Origin of the sequence: Natronobacterium texcoconense, from assembly GCF_900104065.1 — an archaeon.
GTDB lineage: Archaea > Halobacteriota > Halobacteria > Halobacteriales > Natrialbaceae > Natronobacterium > Natronobacterium texcoconense.
Genome location: NZ_FNLC01000002.1, coordinates 1,033,546 through 1,051,611 on the forward strand (window position 1 = coordinate 1,033,546; position 18,066 = coordinate 1,051,611).

Genomic DNA, 18,066 nt, shown 5'->3' on the forward strand with positions numbered 1-18,066 from the left:
GCTATACGTTCGGCTGGAATCACGACCGACTATGGACGAGGCGTCTCCGTCGGCCGAGGGGACCAACGTCGAGGGCGAATCACCCGTAGTCGAACGGACGGTCGAGACCGACGAAGCAACCTACACCGACGACGCGGAACTCGAGCGGACGCTGGGACTGACGGGTGGGCTCGCGATCGGGATCGGGACGATGATCGGCGCGGGCATCTTCGTCTTTCCCGGACTGGCGGCCGAGCAAGCTGGCCCCGCGGCGTCGGCGTCGTTCGCCATCGGTGCCGTCGTCGCCCTGCTGGTCGCGTTGCCGGCCTCGGAACTCGCGACGGCGATGCCGAAGAGTGGCGGCGGCTACTACTTCATCTCGCGCGGGCTGGGGACGCTCGCGGGGACCGTCGTCGGCCTTTCGTTGTGGTTCGGGCTGGTGTTCGCGACGGCGTTTTACCTCGTCGGCTTCGGTTACTACGCGGTCGACACGCTCGCGGAACTCGGGATCACGGTCGGTGAGGGACTGGTCATCCCGATCGCCCTGCTTTTCGGCGCGGGCTTTACAGTTCTCAACGTCACAGGAACCGAGAACGCGGCGAAGCTCCAGAACGGGATCGTCGCGCTGTTGCTCTCGATCCTGGTCGTCTTCCTCGCGTACGGCGGGCTCGACGCGGCCGGCGTCGTGGGCGAACCGAGCGTGCCGGAGCAGTTCGCACCCGCTGGGATATTCCCCGTGTTCACGACCGCCGCGCTCGTGTTCACCTCGTATCTCGGCTTCGCACAGGTCGCGACCGTCGCCGGCGAGATGAAAGATCCCGGACGGAACCTGCCGCTGGCGATGGTCGGCTCGGTGCTGATCGTCGGCGTGCTCTACGTGGTGACGATCTTCGTCGCGACGAGCGGGCTCGGGAGCGACAGGCTCGGCGACCTCGGCGAGACGGCGATGGTCGAGGTCGGTCGCCACTACCTCGGCCCCGTCGGAGCGTTCGCGATCGTCTTCGGCGGCCTGCTGGCGACGATGTCCAGCGCTAACGCCTCCGTTCTAAGTACGTCCCGCTCGATTTACGCCGTCTCGAGGGACGCCCTGTTACCCAGGAAAGCGAGCCGGATCAACCTCCGGTACGGTACGCCACACGTCGCGCTGGGGATGGCCGGCGGCCCGATCCTCGTGTTGACCGCAACCGGGGAGGTCGAACTGCTCGCGGAGGTCGCCTCCTTCCTCCATCTCATCATGTACGGGCTGATCTGCGTCGCGCTGATCGCCCTGCGTCGCGACGAACCCGAGTGGTACGATCCCGATTTCCGGGTGCCGGGCTACCCCGTCGTCCCGATACTGGGTGCGATCTGTAGTTTCGTGCTGATCCTGTTCATGCAACTGGCCTCACAGCTCATCGGTGTCGGGATCATGCTCCTGACCGCCGTCTGGTATTTCTACTACGCCCGCGACGTTCAGTTGAGAGGTGCACTATGACACACATACTCGTTCCACTCCAGGTTCTCGAGGGAGAATCGATCTCGGCCGGACTCGCGGCCCTGCTCGAGCCGACGTACGTGACCCTCCTGGGGTACCACGTCCTGCCCGAACAGACGCCACCCGACCAGGCGCGCCAGCAGTACGAAGCGCGCGCGACCGCCGCGCTCGAGGAGGTCGCGGCCGAACTCGGAGCCGACGAGGGGACCGCCGACTATCGGCTCGTGTTCACCCACGACGCCGAGCAGACGTTCGACCGCGTCGCCGCGGAGACGCGCTCGGACGTCTACGCCATCCCTGGCGCGACCGGCCCGGTCGACCGGCTGCTCGTCGCGCTGACCGGTGACGTCGCCGTCGACCGGATACAGTCGTTCGTCGCGGAGCTGATCGGCGACCGCGATATCGGCGTCACGCTCTTTCTCGCGACCGACGACGAGCGTTCGGGGCGGCAACTGCTCGAGACAACCGCCAGGAGCCTCGCGGACCGGGGAGTCGACGTCCGAACCGAACTCTCGGTCGACGAACCGCCGCTCGAGGCACTCGCCGACGCAGCGATCGATCACGGTGCCGTCGTCGTGGGCGAGCGAGCGCCGTCGCTGCGGACGCTCGTCTTCGGCGAGGAAGCCGAACGAATCGCCGCCGAGTCGGTCGGCCCCGTGCTCGTGGTCCGACATCTCGAGGACGCCGACGAGACAGCACGAAGCGATCGCTGATCGTCTGCTACTCTCGCGGCTACGACGTCGTCAGAGCATGACGGCTCGGTTATACCGGATATATGCTCGAAGCTGCTCGAGCTGTACGGCGGGTTCTTCCAGTGTGACCTGGCTCTGTTCGCGATCGTACCGGACGTATCCTTCCTCCACTAACTTCGGAACGTGGACGTGGTGTAACGAGATACCGACCCGGTCCAGTCTCTCGGCAGAAATCTCTGCAAGCGACGTCTCGTATTCACGGACGGCGACCTCGTCAGCCAGTTCCGAGATCGGAATCGGATTCTCGAACTCGTGGAGACATTGAAGGACGTACCGACGACGGTGATGTGCGAGGACGTCGAAGGTCGCGTTAGCGGCGTCGTGTTCGCATTGTGGCCCAACCATACGAGTAGGAGGGACTCCTTTCGGAAGAGACGGAGGGTTGTATAGACCACCTCGAGCGAAAGTCAGCGGCGATCGGACTCCGAGGGCGAGACTTACTCCTCTTCCTCCTCCGGATGGCTGATCGTCAGCGTGCTCGTGATGAGATTTTCGTACGCGCCTCGAAACCGTTTCGAGAGTGCTTGCTGGGAAACGTCCATCTGGTCGGCCAGTTCGCTCATCGTCACCTCCCGGGGAGCCTCGTAATAGCCCGCCTCGAGCGCAGTTACCAGCGTTTCGCGTTGTTTCGGCGTGAGATCGTACTGGGCGCTCGCCATGGGCTGTTCCTGTTCCTTGATGCGATTGAGTTCGTACGAAATTCCGTTGTCGTCGCAATACGTCTGGAACTACGAGAGCGCGTCCCGATCGTCGAATCGCATCCGCAGTTCCCAGTTTTCGGCTTTCCCGATCGCCTGCAGAAGCGTCGCACCGAGTTCGACGTACGCGTAGACGATGGTCTCGACGTTCTGGGTCCACTCGCCGCGGTACAGTTTGGCACTGTCGACTTCGTCAACAGTGGCGATGTTTTTCACGGACTGGTCGTCGTGAAACGCGGCTTCGAGCTCCGCGTGGTTCCCACCGCTGACCCAGAAATACGGCATAATGCGGTCTTCCATCGTCGCCACGACCTGTTCAATCTCGACGACCATCGTCGGAGCCGTCGTGAGTGCGTGATTCAGGGCGAAATCCTCGGATTTGATGGAAAACTCGGCGATGATGCTCATACCGCCAGTTCGGACTCGATACGGATAAGTCGAAGTCGTACGGCACAAAACCCCACGATATCGAGAGTCAGCAACTACGACCGTTCTCCCACAGACGATGCCTCGCTTCTCGAGTGACCGCACGAAGAACCGTCGACGGTGGCCGCGTCTCCTCTATCGCACAGCCGTCGTGCGATCGGGTGCGCACTGACTTTCAGTGGCTACTATAGCCGCCGTCTTCTTCGGTCGATTCCTCGTCTTCCTCGAGGTACTCACCGCGAATCACGAGCACGGGATCGACCGTCCCTCTCGCCAGCGTCTTCGCCCGATCGCGGAAGATGAACCGGCGTACCGACGGCCGACTCTCGCCGACGACGAGCATGTCGTGATCGTCCGCAGCGGCGACGATCTCCGCCGTCGGCGACCCGTCGACGACGATCGACGTGTCGATCCGGTCGCGGTCGACGCCCGTATCTGCGAGTTCGTCGACTGCCGTCTCGAGGAGTTCGTATCCTCGATCGCGATCGTCCTCGTCGGAGACGACCCGGAAGAACGTCACCTCGAGGTCGGTGCCAGCCACGAGCGTCCCGAGGAAACTGGCGATGTACTCGAGGTTGACGTCACCTCGGACGGCGACCAGCACCGACTCGAGTTTCGGCGCAGGGTTGAGCATCAGGACAGCGGTACAGGATTCCGCGAGTGCGACGCGCTCGAACGTCTTCAGCCGGTCGTGTGTGAACACGAGCCGCGTCGAGACGTCGACGCAGCCGGCGTCCTCGAAGACCGCCTGAAGCTCCTCGAGTTCGGCGCGTGCCCGGTCGCCGAACTGGTCGCGGGCCTGATCGGTGCCGATCTGGTCGGGGATCTCGCGGTAGGCAAGCAGCGTGATCGGCACCGACGCGAACGCGTCGACGACCGTCTGTGGAATCCCTTCGCCGCCGAGGACGTCGACGGGCACGAGCACGCGGTGGTCTCGGGGAGCAGGCATCGTCTTCTGCCGAGATACGACGCCCGGCGTAATAGTACCCCGACCGGAACCGACCACTTTCGCCGCGGATCCCGCAGGGTTTTTGCGGTGGAACGCCAGGCATCGGGTATGACAGAGGCGACGGGGATCGTCGGGGAGTTTCTCTCCTTGAAGGAGGGGACCGACGCGGATCTGCTGGCGATGCAGTGTGGGGACTTCTACGAGTTTTTCGCCGACGACGCCGAGACCGTCGCGGACGAACTCGACCTGAAAGTCTCGAAGAAGTCCTCCCATGGCTCGTCGTACCCGATGGCCGGCGTCCCGGTCGACGACCTCACGCCGTATCTGAAGGCGCTGGTCGAGCGCGGCTACCGGGTCGCCGTCGCCGACCAGTACGAGACCGACTCGGGTCACGCCCGCGAAATCGTCCGCGTGGTGACTCCCGGGACCTTGCTCGAGACGACCGACGCCGACGCCCAGTACCTCGCGGCGGTGGTCGACGGCGCGGCGACGGGCGACGACGGCTACGGCCTCGCGTTCGCCGACGTAACGACTGGCCGCTTCCTCGTCGCGGAAGCCGACGACGGCGACGAGGCACTGACGGAACTCTACCGGTTCGGCCCCGTCGAGGTCCTACCAGGCCCGGAAGCGCGGACCGACGACGATCTGCTCTCGACTGTGCGCGAGCGGTTCGACGCCACGCTCACGCTCCACGAGACGGAGGCGTTCGCGCCGAAACGCGCCAGTCACGAGGTCGGCGACCAGTTCGGCCGGGAGACGATCGACCGGCTCTCGGTCGGCACCCCCGCGATTGCAGCGGCCGGTGCCGTCCTCGACTACGTCGCCGAGACCGGTGCAGGGGTGCTGGCCTCGATGACTCGCATCCAGGCCCACCACGGCGACGATCACGTGACGCTGGACGCGACGACCCAGCGAAACCTCGAGTTGACCGAAACCATGCAAGGGGACAGCGACGGCTCGCTGTTCGAGACGATCGACCACATAGAGACGAGCGCGGGCCGGCGGCTGCTGAAGGAGTGGCTCTGCCGTCCCCGCCGCTCGCTCGAGGTCCTCGAGCGTCGCCAGGAGTCGGTCGCCGCGCTGTCGTCGGCCGCGCTCGCTCGAGACGAACTGCAGGATCGACTGGGCGAGGCCTACGACCTGGCGCGGCTGGCATCGAAGGCAACCCACGGCAGCGCGGACGCCCGCGACCTGCTGTCGGTTCGGGACACGCTCGCCGTTCTGCCCGCACTGGTCGAGTCGATCGAGTCGAATCCCGAACTGGCCGACTCGCCGCTCGCCGAGATCGTACGCCGGCCAGACCGCGAGGCTGCTGCCGACCTCGAGCAGACCGTCGCGGCGGCGCTCGCCGAAGATCCACCATCGACGGTCACTCAGGGCGGACTCTTCCAGCAGGGGTACGACGAGGAACTCGACGAGGTGATCGAACGCCACGAGGCGATCAAGGAGTGGCTCGACACCCTCGCCGACCGCGAGAAGTCCGCACACGGCCTCTCGCACGTCACCGTCGATCGCAACAAGACCGACGGCTACTACATCCAGGTCGGCAAGTCCGCTGCCGACGGCGTCCCCGACCACTACGAGGAGATCAAGACGCTCAAGAATTCGAAGCGGTTCACGACCGATGAACTCGAGGAGAAAGAACGCGAAATTCTGCGCCTCGAGGAACGTCGTGGCGACCTCGAGTACGAACTCTTCGAGCAACTGCGTGAGGAGGTCGCCGAGTGCGCCGAACTCTTACAGGACGTCGGCCGGACGCTCGCGACCGTCGACGCGCTGGCGAGTCTGGCGACCCACGCGGCCGAGAACCGCTGGATTCAGCCGGAACTGCACCGCGGCGACCGCCTCGAGATCGATCAGGGCCGACATCCGGTCGTCGAGCAGACGACGGAGTTCGTCCCGAACGACGTCGCGATGGACGAGAATAGGGGCTTCCTGGTCGTGACGGGGCCAAACATGTCCGGGAAGTCGACGTACATGCGCCAGGTGGCCTGTATCGTCCTGCTAGCCCAGATCGGTAGCTTCGTCCCGGCGAGAGACGCCGAGATCGGACTCGTCGACGGGATCTTCACCCGCGTCGGTGCGCTGGACGAACTGGCACAGGGTCGCTCGACGTTCATGGTCGAGATGAGCGAACTCTCGAACATTCTCCACACCGCCACGGATGACTCGCTGGTCATCCTCGACGAGGTCGGCCGCGGCACCGCCACCTATGACGGTATCTCGATCGCCTGGGCCGCGACGGAGTACCTGCACAACGAAGTACAGGCCAAGACGCTCTTTGCGACCCACTACCACGAACTGACTGGTCTCGCCGAGAACCTCCCGCGAGTCGCGAACGTCCACGTCGCCGCGGACGAACAGGACGGCGACGTCACCTTCCTCCGAACGGTACGGGACGGCCCCACGGATCGCTCCTACGGCATCCACGTCGCCGACCTCGCGGGAGTTCCGAACCCGGTCGTCGACCGCGCGCGAGACGTCCTCGAGCGCCTGCGCGAGGAGAAGGCAATCGAGGCCAAGGGTGGCGGCTCGAGCGACCCCGTCCAGACCGTCTTCGACCTCTCCCAGGGAGAGTTCCGCGGGCCGGCAAACGCGGACGGTGGCGAGCCAGCCGCCGAGGGTGAGACCGTCGACCCCGAGGCGAAAGCCGTCCTCGAGGACCTCGAGGAACTGGACGTGAACTCGACACCGCCGATCGAACTGGTGTCGGAGGTCCAGGAGTTGAAGGAACGACTCGAGGACTGATACGAATCGTTGGCCTGGTGAATCGTCAGAGAGCGTTGGGTTTCACTGTGTAACGGCAGGCTCGATGTTATAGGCGACACACATCAGGACGATTTTACAGAATTCACGATACCAGCTTCGCGCACGCACGGCATCGCCGAACGTGCGCTTGATCACCGAGAAGACGGCCTCAGACAGCTCTCTCTGGCCGTAGAGAGCTCCAGCGATCCACGCGTTATCGCGTATCGATGGGACGGACCTCTCGATAGTTGATCAGCAGCCTTCCGTCCTCTCCCTGGAGTTTATCACGTAATCGTTGCCAGTCATCACCTTTGTCAGCGGCGAGGCTGTGCAACTCGCCCCAGAAGATATTTCCACAGAGCCACTCATGTTATTCTATGAACAGGAGATCGTATCTCGCTGTCTCAGGCCTCGCCATTTCAACGCTCTCTGCGGGATGTCTTTCCCGGTCCGATACCGAGACGGAATACGCCTTTAACTTGTACAACGCTGCGCAAGAAGAGCATTCGATTACTGTTCGGATTGGGTCAGAGTGGGATACGTACTTCTACCGAGAAACGTTTGAAATGGAACCAAATACGGGTAACGAGGATATTTCAATTGACGATACACCTGCTCGTATTGGCATTCGAATTGATGATTCCGACGAGTTCGAATTCGGGTGGCCAGCCTCGATTTCTAATGAAGGAGAGATAGCTTCGATGGCTAGCCTTCATTATGACCCAAACGATCACCAACAATTGATGGTTTTGGCTGATAATTGAGATTCAGAGCCGGTTCTACTAGCAATAACGATATTTAGGTGTCATATGTTGATGTGGGCTCCCCTAATATCTAATCTTTGCCATTATCTGGTGAATCGGCATGCAGCGTCGGGTTCTAGTGTTCAATGGAGCCGTGGGAGCGTCAATCCGCTTCGTCAATGCTGGAACCGTCGACGCCACAGGCAAATTCCTTCCAGCGTGACGCCTCGAGTGACGGGATTCTACGTAGTAAGTCGACGCGGTCTAGTGATTCACCAGCGCCGAATCGTTGTACCTATTTCCCGCTGATTGCCAGATACGGGGCCGGGGATCGGTGAGAATCGAATACAACGATCGTATGAATAAGCGTTCGATTTCATCGAGGTCGTTTTTCCCTGCGGACGTTGCGAACCCGGTATGGGCTACAACGCACTTGCGGAGCGACTGGCGAGCGAGGCAGATCCGCGACGGGTGACGGCGTTTCCCGACGGCAGCGTCGACGAGTACTACGTCGCCTACGACGGGGAAGAGAACCGCATTACGGAACGCAAATCTTTCGGAGACGCCATCGCTCGCAGCGAGTACGACTCGTTCCCGGTCGAACGCGAGTCCAGGGAAGCCGCCGGACAGGCACCCAACGTGGCCCGACAGGCCCACGCGTTGGGTGCAGAGACGACGCTCTACGGCTACCTCGAGGATCCCGTCTTCGCGGACCTGCCGTTCGAGACTGTCTCGATGGGCGAACCGGCACGGATCGACGTGTTCGCGTTCGAAGACGACGACCTCCTGCTCTCGGAGCGATCGGAGACGGTCGGGAACTGGACGCTCGAGGACCTCACGGAAGCGACGGGCGAGAAGCCACGCGACGCGCTGGCGGCCGACGCGCTCTGCTGTGGCAACTGGGCGTCGATCGAGGGGCTGACCGACGCGCTGGCGACGCTCGCGGACGGTCCGCTCGAGGCCGATACCTTCGTCCTCGATCCAGGGCCAGTGAGCGTCAGATCGAGCGACGACGTCTCGCGGCTGCTCGAGGTGCTCGGGGACCTCGAGTCGCGGACCGACGTCGTCTACAGCGTCAACCGGGCGGAACTCGAGGCGACGGTCACTGCGATCTCGAGCGGAGAGGCAGGAGAGGACGATGAGAACCTCCGAACGGTACGCGAGACCGCCGAAATCACGGCTGCCGTGCTCCACGAGTCCGAGGTGGCGTCCGCGGCGACGCGGGAAGGTGTGATCGCCCTCAAGAACCTCTCGGTCGACGAGCCGCGGCGACGGACCGGGGCTGGGGATCGGTTCAGCGCCGGAGTCGCTGTCGGGCTGGCACGCGACTGGGAGTGGGAGACGGTCCTCGCGCTCGGCAACTGCTGTGCGGCCTACTACGTCGAGACGGCGAGGACGGGGGACCGGGACGATCTGCGTGCGTTTCTGGCGGAAGAGCGTAGACGGGGGTGATCCCGGTCGGGAAGAACGAAAGGGGGCTTCAGTGCTCCAGCGTTAGCGTCGTTGGCGTCTCGTTCTCGATGTTGTCGCCGACGGGACAGCGTCGTTCGACCTCGGCGAGCCACTCCTCGAGTACCTCGTTCTCGGCGTCGGCCTCGACCTCGAGCGTGACGTCGATCTCCTGATAGCCGGGGCGTGGCTCGTCGCTCTTGCCGAGGAATCTGGCGGGATCTAGCTCGCCCTCGAGGTGTATTTCGACGGACTCGAGGTCGAACCCGTACTCGTCGGCGACGAGGTGGGCGACGACGTTGAGACAGCCGGCCCAGGAGCCGAGCAGGTACTCGACGGGGGTCGGTCCGTCGTCGGTGCCACCGCTCGCTGGCGGTTCGTCGATCACGAACTCGAAGTCTCGAGCCGTGACCGTCGTCTTCGTGTGGCTCTCGCCGGTCGCCGAGACGTCGAATCGTTGCGTCCGTGCTGAATTGCTCATCACCCCGACCATGCCAGGGGACGGTCTTCAAGCGTGTGACGGGGGAAAACACCGGCGCTATCGATGACGAAGCGAACACGGAAAACAGCCATCGTGTGGCGTCAGGCACCTCGGCGACTGCCCACCGTGGCTGCCGTCCGTCTCGTGGCTCCCGGCAACTTCTTCCAGAAGGAAGACCATAACGTGTTCGCCACCGACGGCAATTTGGTTTACATCGGTAACAATATGGCGTAGCCCGACACCATACAGCACGATGCGCGAACCAACGTACGACGTGGCAGAAGAAACTGCCATCGTCACCGGTGCGAGCCAGGGAATCGGCAAAGCGATCGCGGAAACGCTCGCAGCCAGCGGCGCGAACGTCGCCATCTGTTCGCGGTCGATGGACCGGATCGGCCCCGTCGCAGATGCGATCAACGACGCCGAGGACGCCGGCGACGCGCTGGCCGTCGAATGTAACGTCCGCGAGCGCGAGCAGGTCCAGAATCTGGTCGACGAGACGGTCGAGGAGTTCGGCGACGTCGACGTTCTCGTGAACAACGCAGGCGGCGAGTTCGTCGCCAACTTCGAGGACATCTCCGCGAACGGCTGGGAGACGATCATGGATCTCAACCTCACGAGCATGGTCCACTGCACGCAACTCGCCGGCGAGGTCATGCGCGAGGGCGACGGCGGATCGATCGTCAACCTCTCGAGCGTCAACGGCCAGCACGCCGCACCCGGCGAGAGCCACTACAGCGCGGCGAAAGCAGCAATCATCCGTCTGACGGAGACGCTGGCCGTCGAGTGGGCCGACGACGAAATTCGCGTCAACTGCGTCGCGCCCGGCCTGGTCCAGACGCCCGGCGTCGCCGAAACCCTCGGCATCCAGAGCGAAGACATGCCACCGCGTGAAAAGACCGATCGCCGGATCGGTCACAGCGAAGAAATCGCCGACGTCGTCCAGTTCCTCGCGAGTCCTGCCGCCTCGTTCATCACCGGCGAGACGCTGACCGCGAAAGGCGTCCCGAAAGCCGGTAACTCGATGAGTCAGGACCTCGGCCTCGAGTAAGACGAGTTACGCGTCGTTCTCGACCGCCGGCAAGGTCACCGAAAACGTCGATCCCTCGCCGGGTTCGGAGTCGACCTCGATCTCACCGCCGTGGCGTTCGACGATGCGTTCACAGAGTGCGAGCCCGATCCCGGTGCCGTCGTGTTCGTCGCGTCCGTGCAGCCGATGGAACACCTCGAAGATACGGTCCCGTTCGTCGGGGTCGATCCCGATCCCCTCGTCGCGAACCGAGATGATCCACTCGTCGTCGTGACGCTCCGCCGAGACGTGAACGCGTGGCGTCCCGTCGCTGTACTCGAGTGCGTTTTCGAGCAGGTTCTGAAACACCTGCCGTAACTGGCTGGCGTCGCCCTCGACCCGTGGAAGGGATTCCACCGTGATCTCGGCATCGGTTTCGGCGATCCGTAACTCGAGATCCGAGCGGACGTCCTCGAGGACGGCCGCCAGATCGACCGGTTCGAGCGGTTGGCCTTGCGTCTCGACTCGCGAGTACGTGAGCAGGCCGTCGATCATCGACCGCATGCGCTCTGCACCGTCGACGGCGAACTCGAGGAATTCGCGGCCGTCTTCGTCGAAATCCTCACCGTAGCGTCGCTCGAGCAACTGGAGGTAGCTCGAAATCATCCGCAACGGCTCCTGAAGGTCGTGGCTGGCAGCGTAGGCGAACTGCTCGAGGCGTTCCGTCTCCGCCTGTAACTCCTCGATGTACTCCCGGCGTTCGAAGTGAAACTTCAACAGCGTCGCGAGCGTCTCTATCAGTTCGCGTTCCTCCTCGAGGAACGGCTCTGTGGTCTGGCCGGTCGGCGATTCGAGCAGGACGGCGTCGATCGTGATCCGCGTCCCGCTGTCGGTCGTGGCAACCGTGGTGACTCGTTCCTCGTACGACTCGAACGCCTCGGAAACGACCTCGTGTTCGCCGACCGAGACGCGTGCAGCCGTCTGTTCCGGATACCGGAACGATCCCGGAAGCTCGTCGACGAACGCCTCGAGTAGCTCCATGACCGGTCTATCGCCCGTCTCGATCAGGTTCGTCGCAAGCTGGACGATCGCGAGTTCCTTCTCGCGTTCCTCGAGTTCTCGTTTGCGACGCTGGGCCAGTTCCTTGAGGTCGGTGATATCCGTCGCCGTCACCACGACCTGTTCGGGCGGCCCGTCCCCATCGGTGATCGGCGTCGCGTTTATCGACACCCAGATCCGGTCGCTGGCCTCCGTCGACAGCAGTATTTCGCGATCGTAGACGGGATCGCCGGTCTCGAAAACACGGTTTGCGGGACGGTCCTCGATCGGGATAGGGGATCCCTCGGCGTCGTACATGGTTTGCTGTCCCGCCGCGTACTCCGATGCGTTCTCGGGCGACAGGTCGAGCAATTCCGCCATCCGTTCGTTCGCCCGATCGGTCGAGCCGTCGAGGTTTACGACCGCGATACCGACGGGACTCGTCTCGAGGATACGCTCGATCAGGTCGCGTTCCCGCTGGAGTTTCTGTTCCCGTTCCCGTCGATCGGTCATGTCCCGCGTAACCTTCGCATACCCCTGTAGTTCGCCGTTCTCGCGGATCGGCGTGATCGTCACGTTCGCCCAGAACCGCGAGCCGTCCGCACGGACGCGCCACCCTTCGTCCTCGACAGCTCCCGATTCCCTGGCTACCTCGAGGTTGCGTTCCGGAACGCCCGCCTCGCGGTCGGATTGCGTGTAGAACTTCGAGAAGTGATCGCCGAGAATGTCGGTTTCGTCGTAGCCTTTGATCTCCGCGGCGCCATCGTTCCAGCTGACGATACGGCCGTCGGTGTCGAGCATGAAAATGGCGTACTCTTCGACCGCGTCGACGAGCGAGCGAAACCGCTGCTCGCTCTCTCGAAGGGCACGTTCTGACTCTTTTCGCTCGGTGACGTCGTAGTAGAGTTCGATCCGACCACCTGCGTAACGACCGGACTCGATCGGCTTGCTCCGATGCTCGAGCCAGCGTTCCTCGCGGTCGTCGCCGCCTGTGATCCGACACTCGAACTGTTCGACGTACGTGTTGTCGTCGTAGGTCGCCAGGACCGTGTCGGCGAACTCGTCGGAGTCGACGAACCGCTCGCTGATCGACTCCTCGATGAGCGTTCGCTTGTCCCGCCCGACGACCTCGGTTCGGTCGACGCCGAAGTAGCGTTCTATCGTCTCGTTGATCCAGACCACGTCGAACGTCTCGTCCAGGACGAAGACGCCGACGTCGGCCTCGTCGATGACCGACGCGATCGACTCGTAGGTTCGCCACAGCGATTCGAGGTTCGTTTCCGCCCGTCCCGAGCCGTCGACGGCCTCGTCGACGACGCCGACCGTCCCCTGGAATTCGTCCTCATCAGCAAGGAGACTGAACCGGAGTTCGCAGGGAACGCGACCGCCGCTCGCAGTCTCGATCGCGAGCCCGAACGTGAACGAGGCGTCCCGCTCACCGCTCTCGAAGCGACTCTCGATCTCTTCTTCGAGTCGATCGACGTCGCGGTCGTCGACGACGATCGAGACGTGCTCGCCAAGCAGATCCTCACGGTCGTACCCCGTCAGTTCGAGGACGTCGTCGTCGACCGCGGTAAATCGCCCGTCGGAATCGAGTCGGTAGACGCCACCGACCGCATCGGCCAGCGCTCGATACTGCTCGAGCCCGCTGAACGCGTCCGGATCCTGTGCGGTCGGCGGTCTATCACTCATACAGGTGCAAGATCACTGAATCGCATAAGTCCACTGTCGATAGGTCGACCCGTCGCGGCGCCTGACCGATTCAATCGGCCGTTAACTCGAACTCGAGCAGGCCGAGATACGACGGCGCGTTGCCGCCGCTGGTCCGGAACTCGGTCGGTGTCGAGTCGACGTACTGGTAGAACTGGGACTGGGTCGAGGCGAACATCGTCGAGCCGTCGTCGCTTCGCAGGTACGCCGGTGCGGTGGTCTCCGCCAGTCGGTCGGCCCGCTCCTGCCAGGCGTTCTCGTCGTAGAGGAAGACACCGAAGGAGAATCGACCGCCTGCGAGAGCGTCTTCCTTCGAGTCGAACATGTCAGCTTCGTCGATGCGGTACTCTTCGTCGCTCATCCAGGCCAGCGCCGCGAGCCCCTCGGTCCGGAGCAGGTAGACGTCCCAGGAGACCGTCCTGTCGAAAATCGCCCAGGCGTTTCGCGGTCCGACCGTATCGACCTCGACGCTGAACGCAGGACGGCCACGCGACCCCGTCGGTTCGTGGACGAACGTGACGTCGTAGCCGGGGACCCGGATCCCGCGGTCGTGGTAGACGACGCCGCCGGTCGGTACCTCGACGTCGCTGTCGGCGGTCAGTTGTTCGACCAGGTCGAGGGCCGGCACGCCGCCTTCCTCCTCGAGTTGCTCGAGGAAGGATGGAATCCGGACTACGTCGGTCCAGGCGCGTTGGCCTTCGGGTGCGCTCATGGCTGTCGACGACCTCCGATTCGACTCCGAAGACGGAGATGGTTCGACCGCGCTCGAACGGGAACGGCGACGGTGTCCATGTTCGTTCGAAACGGGTCGGCCCGGATTAGGCTTTCCGAAGTGAGCGACTCGACTCGAGCCGGAGAGTCAGTATCGGACGTTCGTCCAGAAACAGAACGTCATCGGAGACCTTTGATTGACCAAGGGGATAGGTAGACAGGACTTAACTAGCCGCTTCGGGTCTTCGCAGGAGATGGTCCCGACCCTCCTGTACTACGATAGCGGTGACGATCCGACCCGTCGGAAATCGACGCTGTTCTGCTGGGAATGTGACTACACGAGCCCGCACGAAAACGGGTGGGACGTCCGAACGAACGGACGGTACGTCCAGCGTGTCTGTCCCCGCTGTGACACCGTTCTGACGGAGCAGCCACGAACGGAAACCGTCCCCGCGCTTCGCAGACGCCCGGCCGAGCACGCCGCGAGCGCGTGGCGACACCTGTTCCGAACTTCCGCCGAACTGTGGCGCATGCCGTTTACCGTCGGCGCGGCCGGGACGACTGCAGCTGTCGACTACTTCGACCGCAACTGACACCGACACTGGATAGTTCACGAACGTCGTCGGGGATCGAACGGACACGGAGCGACACGTCTTTTTGACCGGACCGGGCAGGTTGTGGTATGGATGCAAAGCGAGAGCTTACGAGCGTCGACCTCGCTGCCCTCGTCGGGGAGTTCGGAACCTACGAGGGAGCGAAGGTCGACAAGGCCTACCTCTACGGCGACGACCTCGTCCGGCTGAAGATGCGGGACTTCGACCGTGGCCGGGTCGAACTTATGCTCGAGGTCGGCGAGGTCAAGCGCGCCCACACGGTCGCGCCCGAACGCGTCCCCGACGCGCCGGGACGACCGCCGCAGTTCGCGATGATGCTTCGCAACCGGCTCTCGGGTGCGGACTTCGTCGGGGTCGAACAGTACGAGTTCGACCGCATTCTCGAGTTCACCTTCGAGCGCGACGACGGAACGACGCGGATCATCGTCGAACTGTTCGGGCAGGGCAACGTCGCCGTCACCGACGGCGAGTACGAGGTGATCGACTGCCTCGAGACCGTCCGGCTGAAATCGCGAACGGTCGTCCCCGGCTCGCGCTACGAGTTTCCGGACACCCGGACGAACCCGCTTACAGTCTCCCGTGAAGCGTTCTACCACGAGATGGACGACTCCGATACGGACGTCGTTCGCACACTCGCGACCCAGTTGAACTTCGGTGGCCTCTACGCCGAAGAGATCTGTACCCGCGCTGGCGTCGAGAAGGCGATGGACATCGACGACGCCGACGAAGGAGTGTACGACCGGCTCTACGAGGCGGTCGAGCGACTCGCGATCGACATCCGTAACGGGAACTTCGATTCGCGGCTGTACGTGGAGAGCGAAGACGGTGAGGACGAGGAAAGTCCCGACAGCGTCGTCGACGTCACCCCGTTCCCGCTCGAGGAACACGAGGCCGAAGGACTCGCAGCCGAAGCCTACGACTCGTTCCTGGCCGCGCTCGACGACTACTTCTTCCGGCTCGAACTCGAGGAAGAAGACGAACCGGACCCGACCGAGCAACGGCCGGACTTCGAGGAGGAGATCGCCAAACACGAACGGATCATCGAGCAACAGGAGGGGGCGATCGAGGGATTCGAACAGCAGGCCGAAGAACTCCGCGAGAAAGCCGAGTTGCTGTACGCCGAGTACGGGCTGGTCGACGACGTGCTCTCGACGATCCGGGAGGCCCGTGCCCAGGATCGTCCGTGGGACGAGATCGAAGAACGGTTCGAGGAAGGCAAAGAGCGCGGCATCGAGGCCGCCGAAGCGGTCGTCTCTCTCGATGGCAGCGAGGGCACCGTGACGGTCGAGATCGACGGCGAGCAGGTCGACCTGATCGTCCGCGACGGCGTCGAGCAGAACGCCGACCGTCTCTACAAGGAAGCGAAGGACGTCGAGGGGAAAAAAGAGGGCGCGCTGGCGGCCATCGAGGACACCCGCGAGGATCTCGAGGAGGCCAAACGCCGCCGCGACCAGTGGGAGGCCGACGACGATGACGAGGACGACGAAGACGACGAGAGCGAGGACCGAGACTGGCTCTCGATGCCCTCGGTCCCCATCCGCGAGAACGAACCCTGGTACGACCGGTTCCGCTGGTTCCACACGAGCGACGGCTACCTCGTGATCGGCGGCCGCAACGCCGACCAGAACGAGGAACTCGTCAAGAAGTACTTAGAGCCCGGCGACAAGGTCCTGCACACGCAGGCCCACGGCGGCCCCGTCACCGTCCTGAAGGCGACCGACCCCAGCGAGGCGTCCTCACACGACATCGAACTCCCCGACTCGAGCATCGAGGAGGCCGCACAGTTCGCCGTCTCCTACTCGTCGGTCTGGAAGGACGGCCGCTACGCAGGCGACGTCTACGCCGTCGACTCCGACCAGGTGACGAAAACTCCCGAGAGCGGCGAGTACCTCGAGAAAGGCGGGTTCGCGATCCGCGGCGACCGCACCTACTACGACGATACGGCGGTCGGCGTCGCCGTCGGCATCCAGTGTGAGCCCTACACCCGCGTGATCGGCGGCCCGCCGTCGGCCATCGAGGGACAGGCCGAAACGCTGATCGAACTCGAGCCAGGCCGGTACGCCCAGGCCGACGCCGCAAAGCGGATGTACCGACAGTTCCGCGAACGGTTCGAGGACGAGGCGTTCGTCCGCAAGATCGCGAGTCCGGACCGCATCCAGCACTTCATGCCGCCGGGCGGAAGCCGGATCGCGGAGGAGTAAGTCCTCGGGAATTCCTTGCGGAAGAAAGCAAAGAACCATGCTATTCGTCGGGGTCAGAACCTTGAATGACGGGTTTTCTCCGTCGACGAGTGATGCAACTCGTCGGCACCGGCGTTGCACTCGCACTGACCGGCCGAACCGCCGCGGACGACGAGCCCGGGGACGCGGACGACGAGTACACCGTCGCCCTCTCGGTGGGCGTCGACAGAGACGAGTTTACCGAACTGCAAACGGATATCGTAGAACGGGTCGAAGAGGAAGAAATCGACGAGGACGAAGCACAGGAGGAACTTGAAGAAGGCCAGCTCGAGCTCGTCGAAGCAGCGATCGAAGAGGTCGAAATCCATCTGGAGGAGACCGACGACATAACCGTCGTCGACACCGCGCCCGAACTCAGCCTCGTCCTCGTCGACGGTGAACCGGCTGCGTTGATCGAGGCGCTCGAAATCGAAGAGGTGGTGGCGCTCGTCCCCGAAGAGCAGTTCGACGGAGGGTCCTGAACGACTCTCGGACGATCGGTCAGCTCGAGTCGGAAACTGTAGAGTCAGAACACTAATCACTGGTCTGTTACTTTTGTATCGTATGCCCGGCATCCCCGAACCGGTCCTCGGAAGCGAGCCTCTGACCTGGATCGTCGCAGCCACTCTGAGCGTTCTCGTCGTCTCCCTCTTCGCATACGCCGCCTCGAGGTGGGAGTTCTCTGCCGTCGTACTGATAGTCGCCGGAGCAGCGGGGTACGGTCTCTTCGCTGCCGGACTGTGGGCCAGCGTTCGGCTGGCGTTTCATCACCTGGCGCTGGATCCGGTCGCCGAACCGGTAACGTTCGCGTGGCTTCTCGTCGTTGCCGGGGGATTGCTGGCGGTACAGGCAGCGATTCCGTTCTTCCTGTTCGCCCGGTTCGGCTACGTCGTCCCGATGATCGGGTTCACGGCTATCAGCACGCTCTTGCTCTTCGTCTTCCTGCGCGTCGGCGGCGAAACGGATCCGCTCGCCCTGTTCGGCTTCGGATTCGCGCCCTTCTTCGTCGGCAGCCTCCTCGTCCTCGCCGTCCTCGAGGCCGTACTCAGATATCTCCTCGGCTGAC

At 63.5% G+C, this 18,066-nt stretch carries 15 protein-coding genes and 2 pseudogenes; 10 read left to right on the forward strand and 7 right to left on the reverse strand.

Translation table 11 applies throughout. From position 1 onward, the window contains the following. Positions 1 to 31 precede the first annotated feature (31 nt). Together BLR35_RS12475 and BLR35_RS12480 are read left to right on the forward strand one after the other, a co-directional pair. On the forward strand, positions 32 to 1,453 hold the full coding sequence (locus BLR35_RS12475) for an APC family permease (protein WP_090382332.1): 1,422 nt from the start codon (positions 32 to 34) through the stop codon (positions 1,451 to 1,453). Further along, entirely contained in the window at positions 1,450 to 2,166 is a 717-nt protein-coding gene (locus BLR35_RS12480; protein WP_090382335.1) for a universal stress protein, read from the forward strand. Before BLR35_RS12475 ends, BLR35_RS12480 begins: the two co-directional genes overlap by 4 nt. A 30-nt stretch (positions 2,167 to 2,196) precedes the next feature. On the opposite strand, the gene BLR35_RS12485 is transcribed toward BLR35_RS12480, so the two are convergent. From BLR35_RS12485 to BLR35_RS12495, 3 genes and pseudogenes are all read right to left on the reverse strand, one after another. Further along, positions 2,197 to 2,550: a DUF7344 domain-containing protein gene (locus BLR35_RS12485; protein ID WP_090382337.1), complete on the reverse strand. Its 354-nt coding sequence runs from the start codon at positions 2,548 to 2,550 to the stop codon at positions 2,197 to 2,199. Positions 2,551 to 2,642: 92 nt separating this feature from the next. After that, a pseudogene (locus BLR35_RS12490) lies at positions 2,643 to 3,311 on the reverse strand (helix-turn-helix domain-containing protein). Between the two features lie 193 nt (positions 3,312 to 3,504). Continuing rightward, a complete protein-coding gene (locus tag BLR35_RS12495) occupies positions 3,505 to 4,278 on the reverse strand; it encodes a universal stress protein (protein ID WP_090382340.1) in 774 nt (257 codons plus the stop codon). A 108-nt stretch (positions 4,279 to 4,386) separates the two neighbouring features. Here BLR35_RS12495 and mutS point away from each other — a divergent pair, with 108 nt between their 5' ends. Beyond that, entirely contained in the window at positions 4,387 to 7,026 is a 2,640-nt protein-coding gene (mutS, locus tag BLR35_RS12500; protein WP_090382342.1) for a DNA mismatch repair protein MutS, read from the forward strand. A 42-nt stretch (positions 7,027 to 7,068) separates the two neighbouring features. On the opposite strand, the pseudogene BLR35_RS12505 reads toward mutS, so the two are convergent. Next, a pseudogene (locus BLR35_RS12505) lies at positions 7,069 to 7,366 on the reverse strand (transposase); the annotation flags it as partial. 37 nt (positions 7,367 to 7,403) lie between these two features. On the opposite strand from BLR35_RS12505, the gene BLR35_RS20310 reads away from it, so the two are divergent. Both BLR35_RS20310 and BLR35_RS12510 read left to right on the forward strand, forming a co-directional pair. Next, a complete protein-coding gene (locus BLR35_RS20310) occupies positions 7,404 to 7,790 on the forward strand; it encodes a hypothetical protein (RefSeq protein WP_139169285.1) in 387 nt (128 codons plus the stop codon). A gap of 396 nt (positions 7,791 to 8,186) precedes the next feature. After that, positions 8,187 to 9,221 carry a PfkB family carbohydrate kinase gene (locus BLR35_RS12510; protein WP_090382344.1) on the forward strand — a complete coding sequence of 345 codons (1,035 nt, stop codon included), beginning with the start codon at positions 8,187 to 8,189 and terminating at the stop codon, positions 9,219 to 9,221. Between the two features lie 28 nt (positions 9,222 to 9,249). On the opposite strand, the gene BLR35_RS12515 is transcribed toward BLR35_RS12510, so the two are convergent. Next, complete coding sequence (locus BLR35_RS12515; protein WP_090382977.1) at positions 9,250 to 9,699, reverse strand: OsmC family protein; 450 nt, start codon at positions 9,697 to 9,699, stop codon at positions 9,250 to 9,252. Between the two features lie 253 nt (positions 9,700 to 9,952). Between BLR35_RS12515 and BLR35_RS12520 the strand changes: the two genes are divergently transcribed. Then, complete coding sequence (locus BLR35_RS12520; RefSeq protein WP_090382347.1) at positions 9,953 to 10,750, forward strand: SDR family NAD(P)-dependent oxidoreductase; 798 nt, start codon at positions 9,953 to 9,955, stop codon at positions 10,748 to 10,750. A gap of 6 nt (positions 10,751 to 10,756) precedes the next feature. Here BLR35_RS12520 and BLR35_RS12525 read toward each other — a convergent pair whose 3' ends face one another. Beyond that, positions 10,757 to 13,438, reverse strand: coding sequence for a PAS domain S-box protein (locus BLR35_RS12525; protein WP_090382349.1), 2,682 nt, complete (start codon positions 13,436 to 13,438; stop codon positions 10,757 to 10,759). A 70-nt stretch (positions 13,439 to 13,508) separates the two neighbouring features. Then, a complete protein-coding gene (locus tag BLR35_RS12530) occupies positions 13,509 to 14,168 on the reverse strand; it encodes a hypothetical protein (protein WP_090382352.1) in 660 nt (219 codons plus the stop codon). A gap of 253 nt (positions 14,169 to 14,421) precedes the next feature. Here BLR35_RS12530 and BLR35_RS12535 point away from each other — a divergent pair, with 253 nt between their 5' ends. The 4 genes from BLR35_RS12535 to BLR35_RS12550 all read left to right on the forward strand — a co-directional run bounded on the left by BLR35_RS12535 (position 14,422) and on the right by BLR35_RS12550 (position 18,065). After that, positions 14,422 to 14,760, forward strand: a complete 339-nt coding sequence (locus tag BLR35_RS12535; protein ID WP_090382354.1) for a DUF8106 domain-containing protein — start codon at positions 14,422 to 14,424, stop codon at positions 14,758 to 14,760. 89 nt (positions 14,761 to 14,849) lie between these two features. Continuing rightward, the gene (gene rqcH, locus BLR35_RS12540) at positions 14,850 to 16,982 is read left to right on the forward strand and encodes a ribosome rescue protein RqcH (protein WP_090382357.1); all 2,133 of its coding nucleotides are present in this window, start codon (positions 14,850 to 14,852) and stop codon (positions 16,980 to 16,982) included. A gap of 92 nt (positions 16,983 to 17,074) precedes the next feature. Continuing rightward, positions 17,075 to 17,482: a hypothetical protein gene (locus BLR35_RS12545; protein WP_244510237.1), complete on the forward strand. Its 408-nt coding sequence runs from the start codon at positions 17,075 to 17,077 to the stop codon at positions 17,480 to 17,482. Between the two features lie 82 nt (positions 17,483 to 17,564). After that, on the forward strand, positions 17,565 to 18,065 hold the full coding sequence (locus BLR35_RS12550) for a hypothetical protein (protein WP_090382362.1): 501 nt from the start codon (positions 17,565 to 17,567) through the stop codon (positions 18,063 to 18,065). Position 18,066 lies beyond the last annotated feature (1 nt).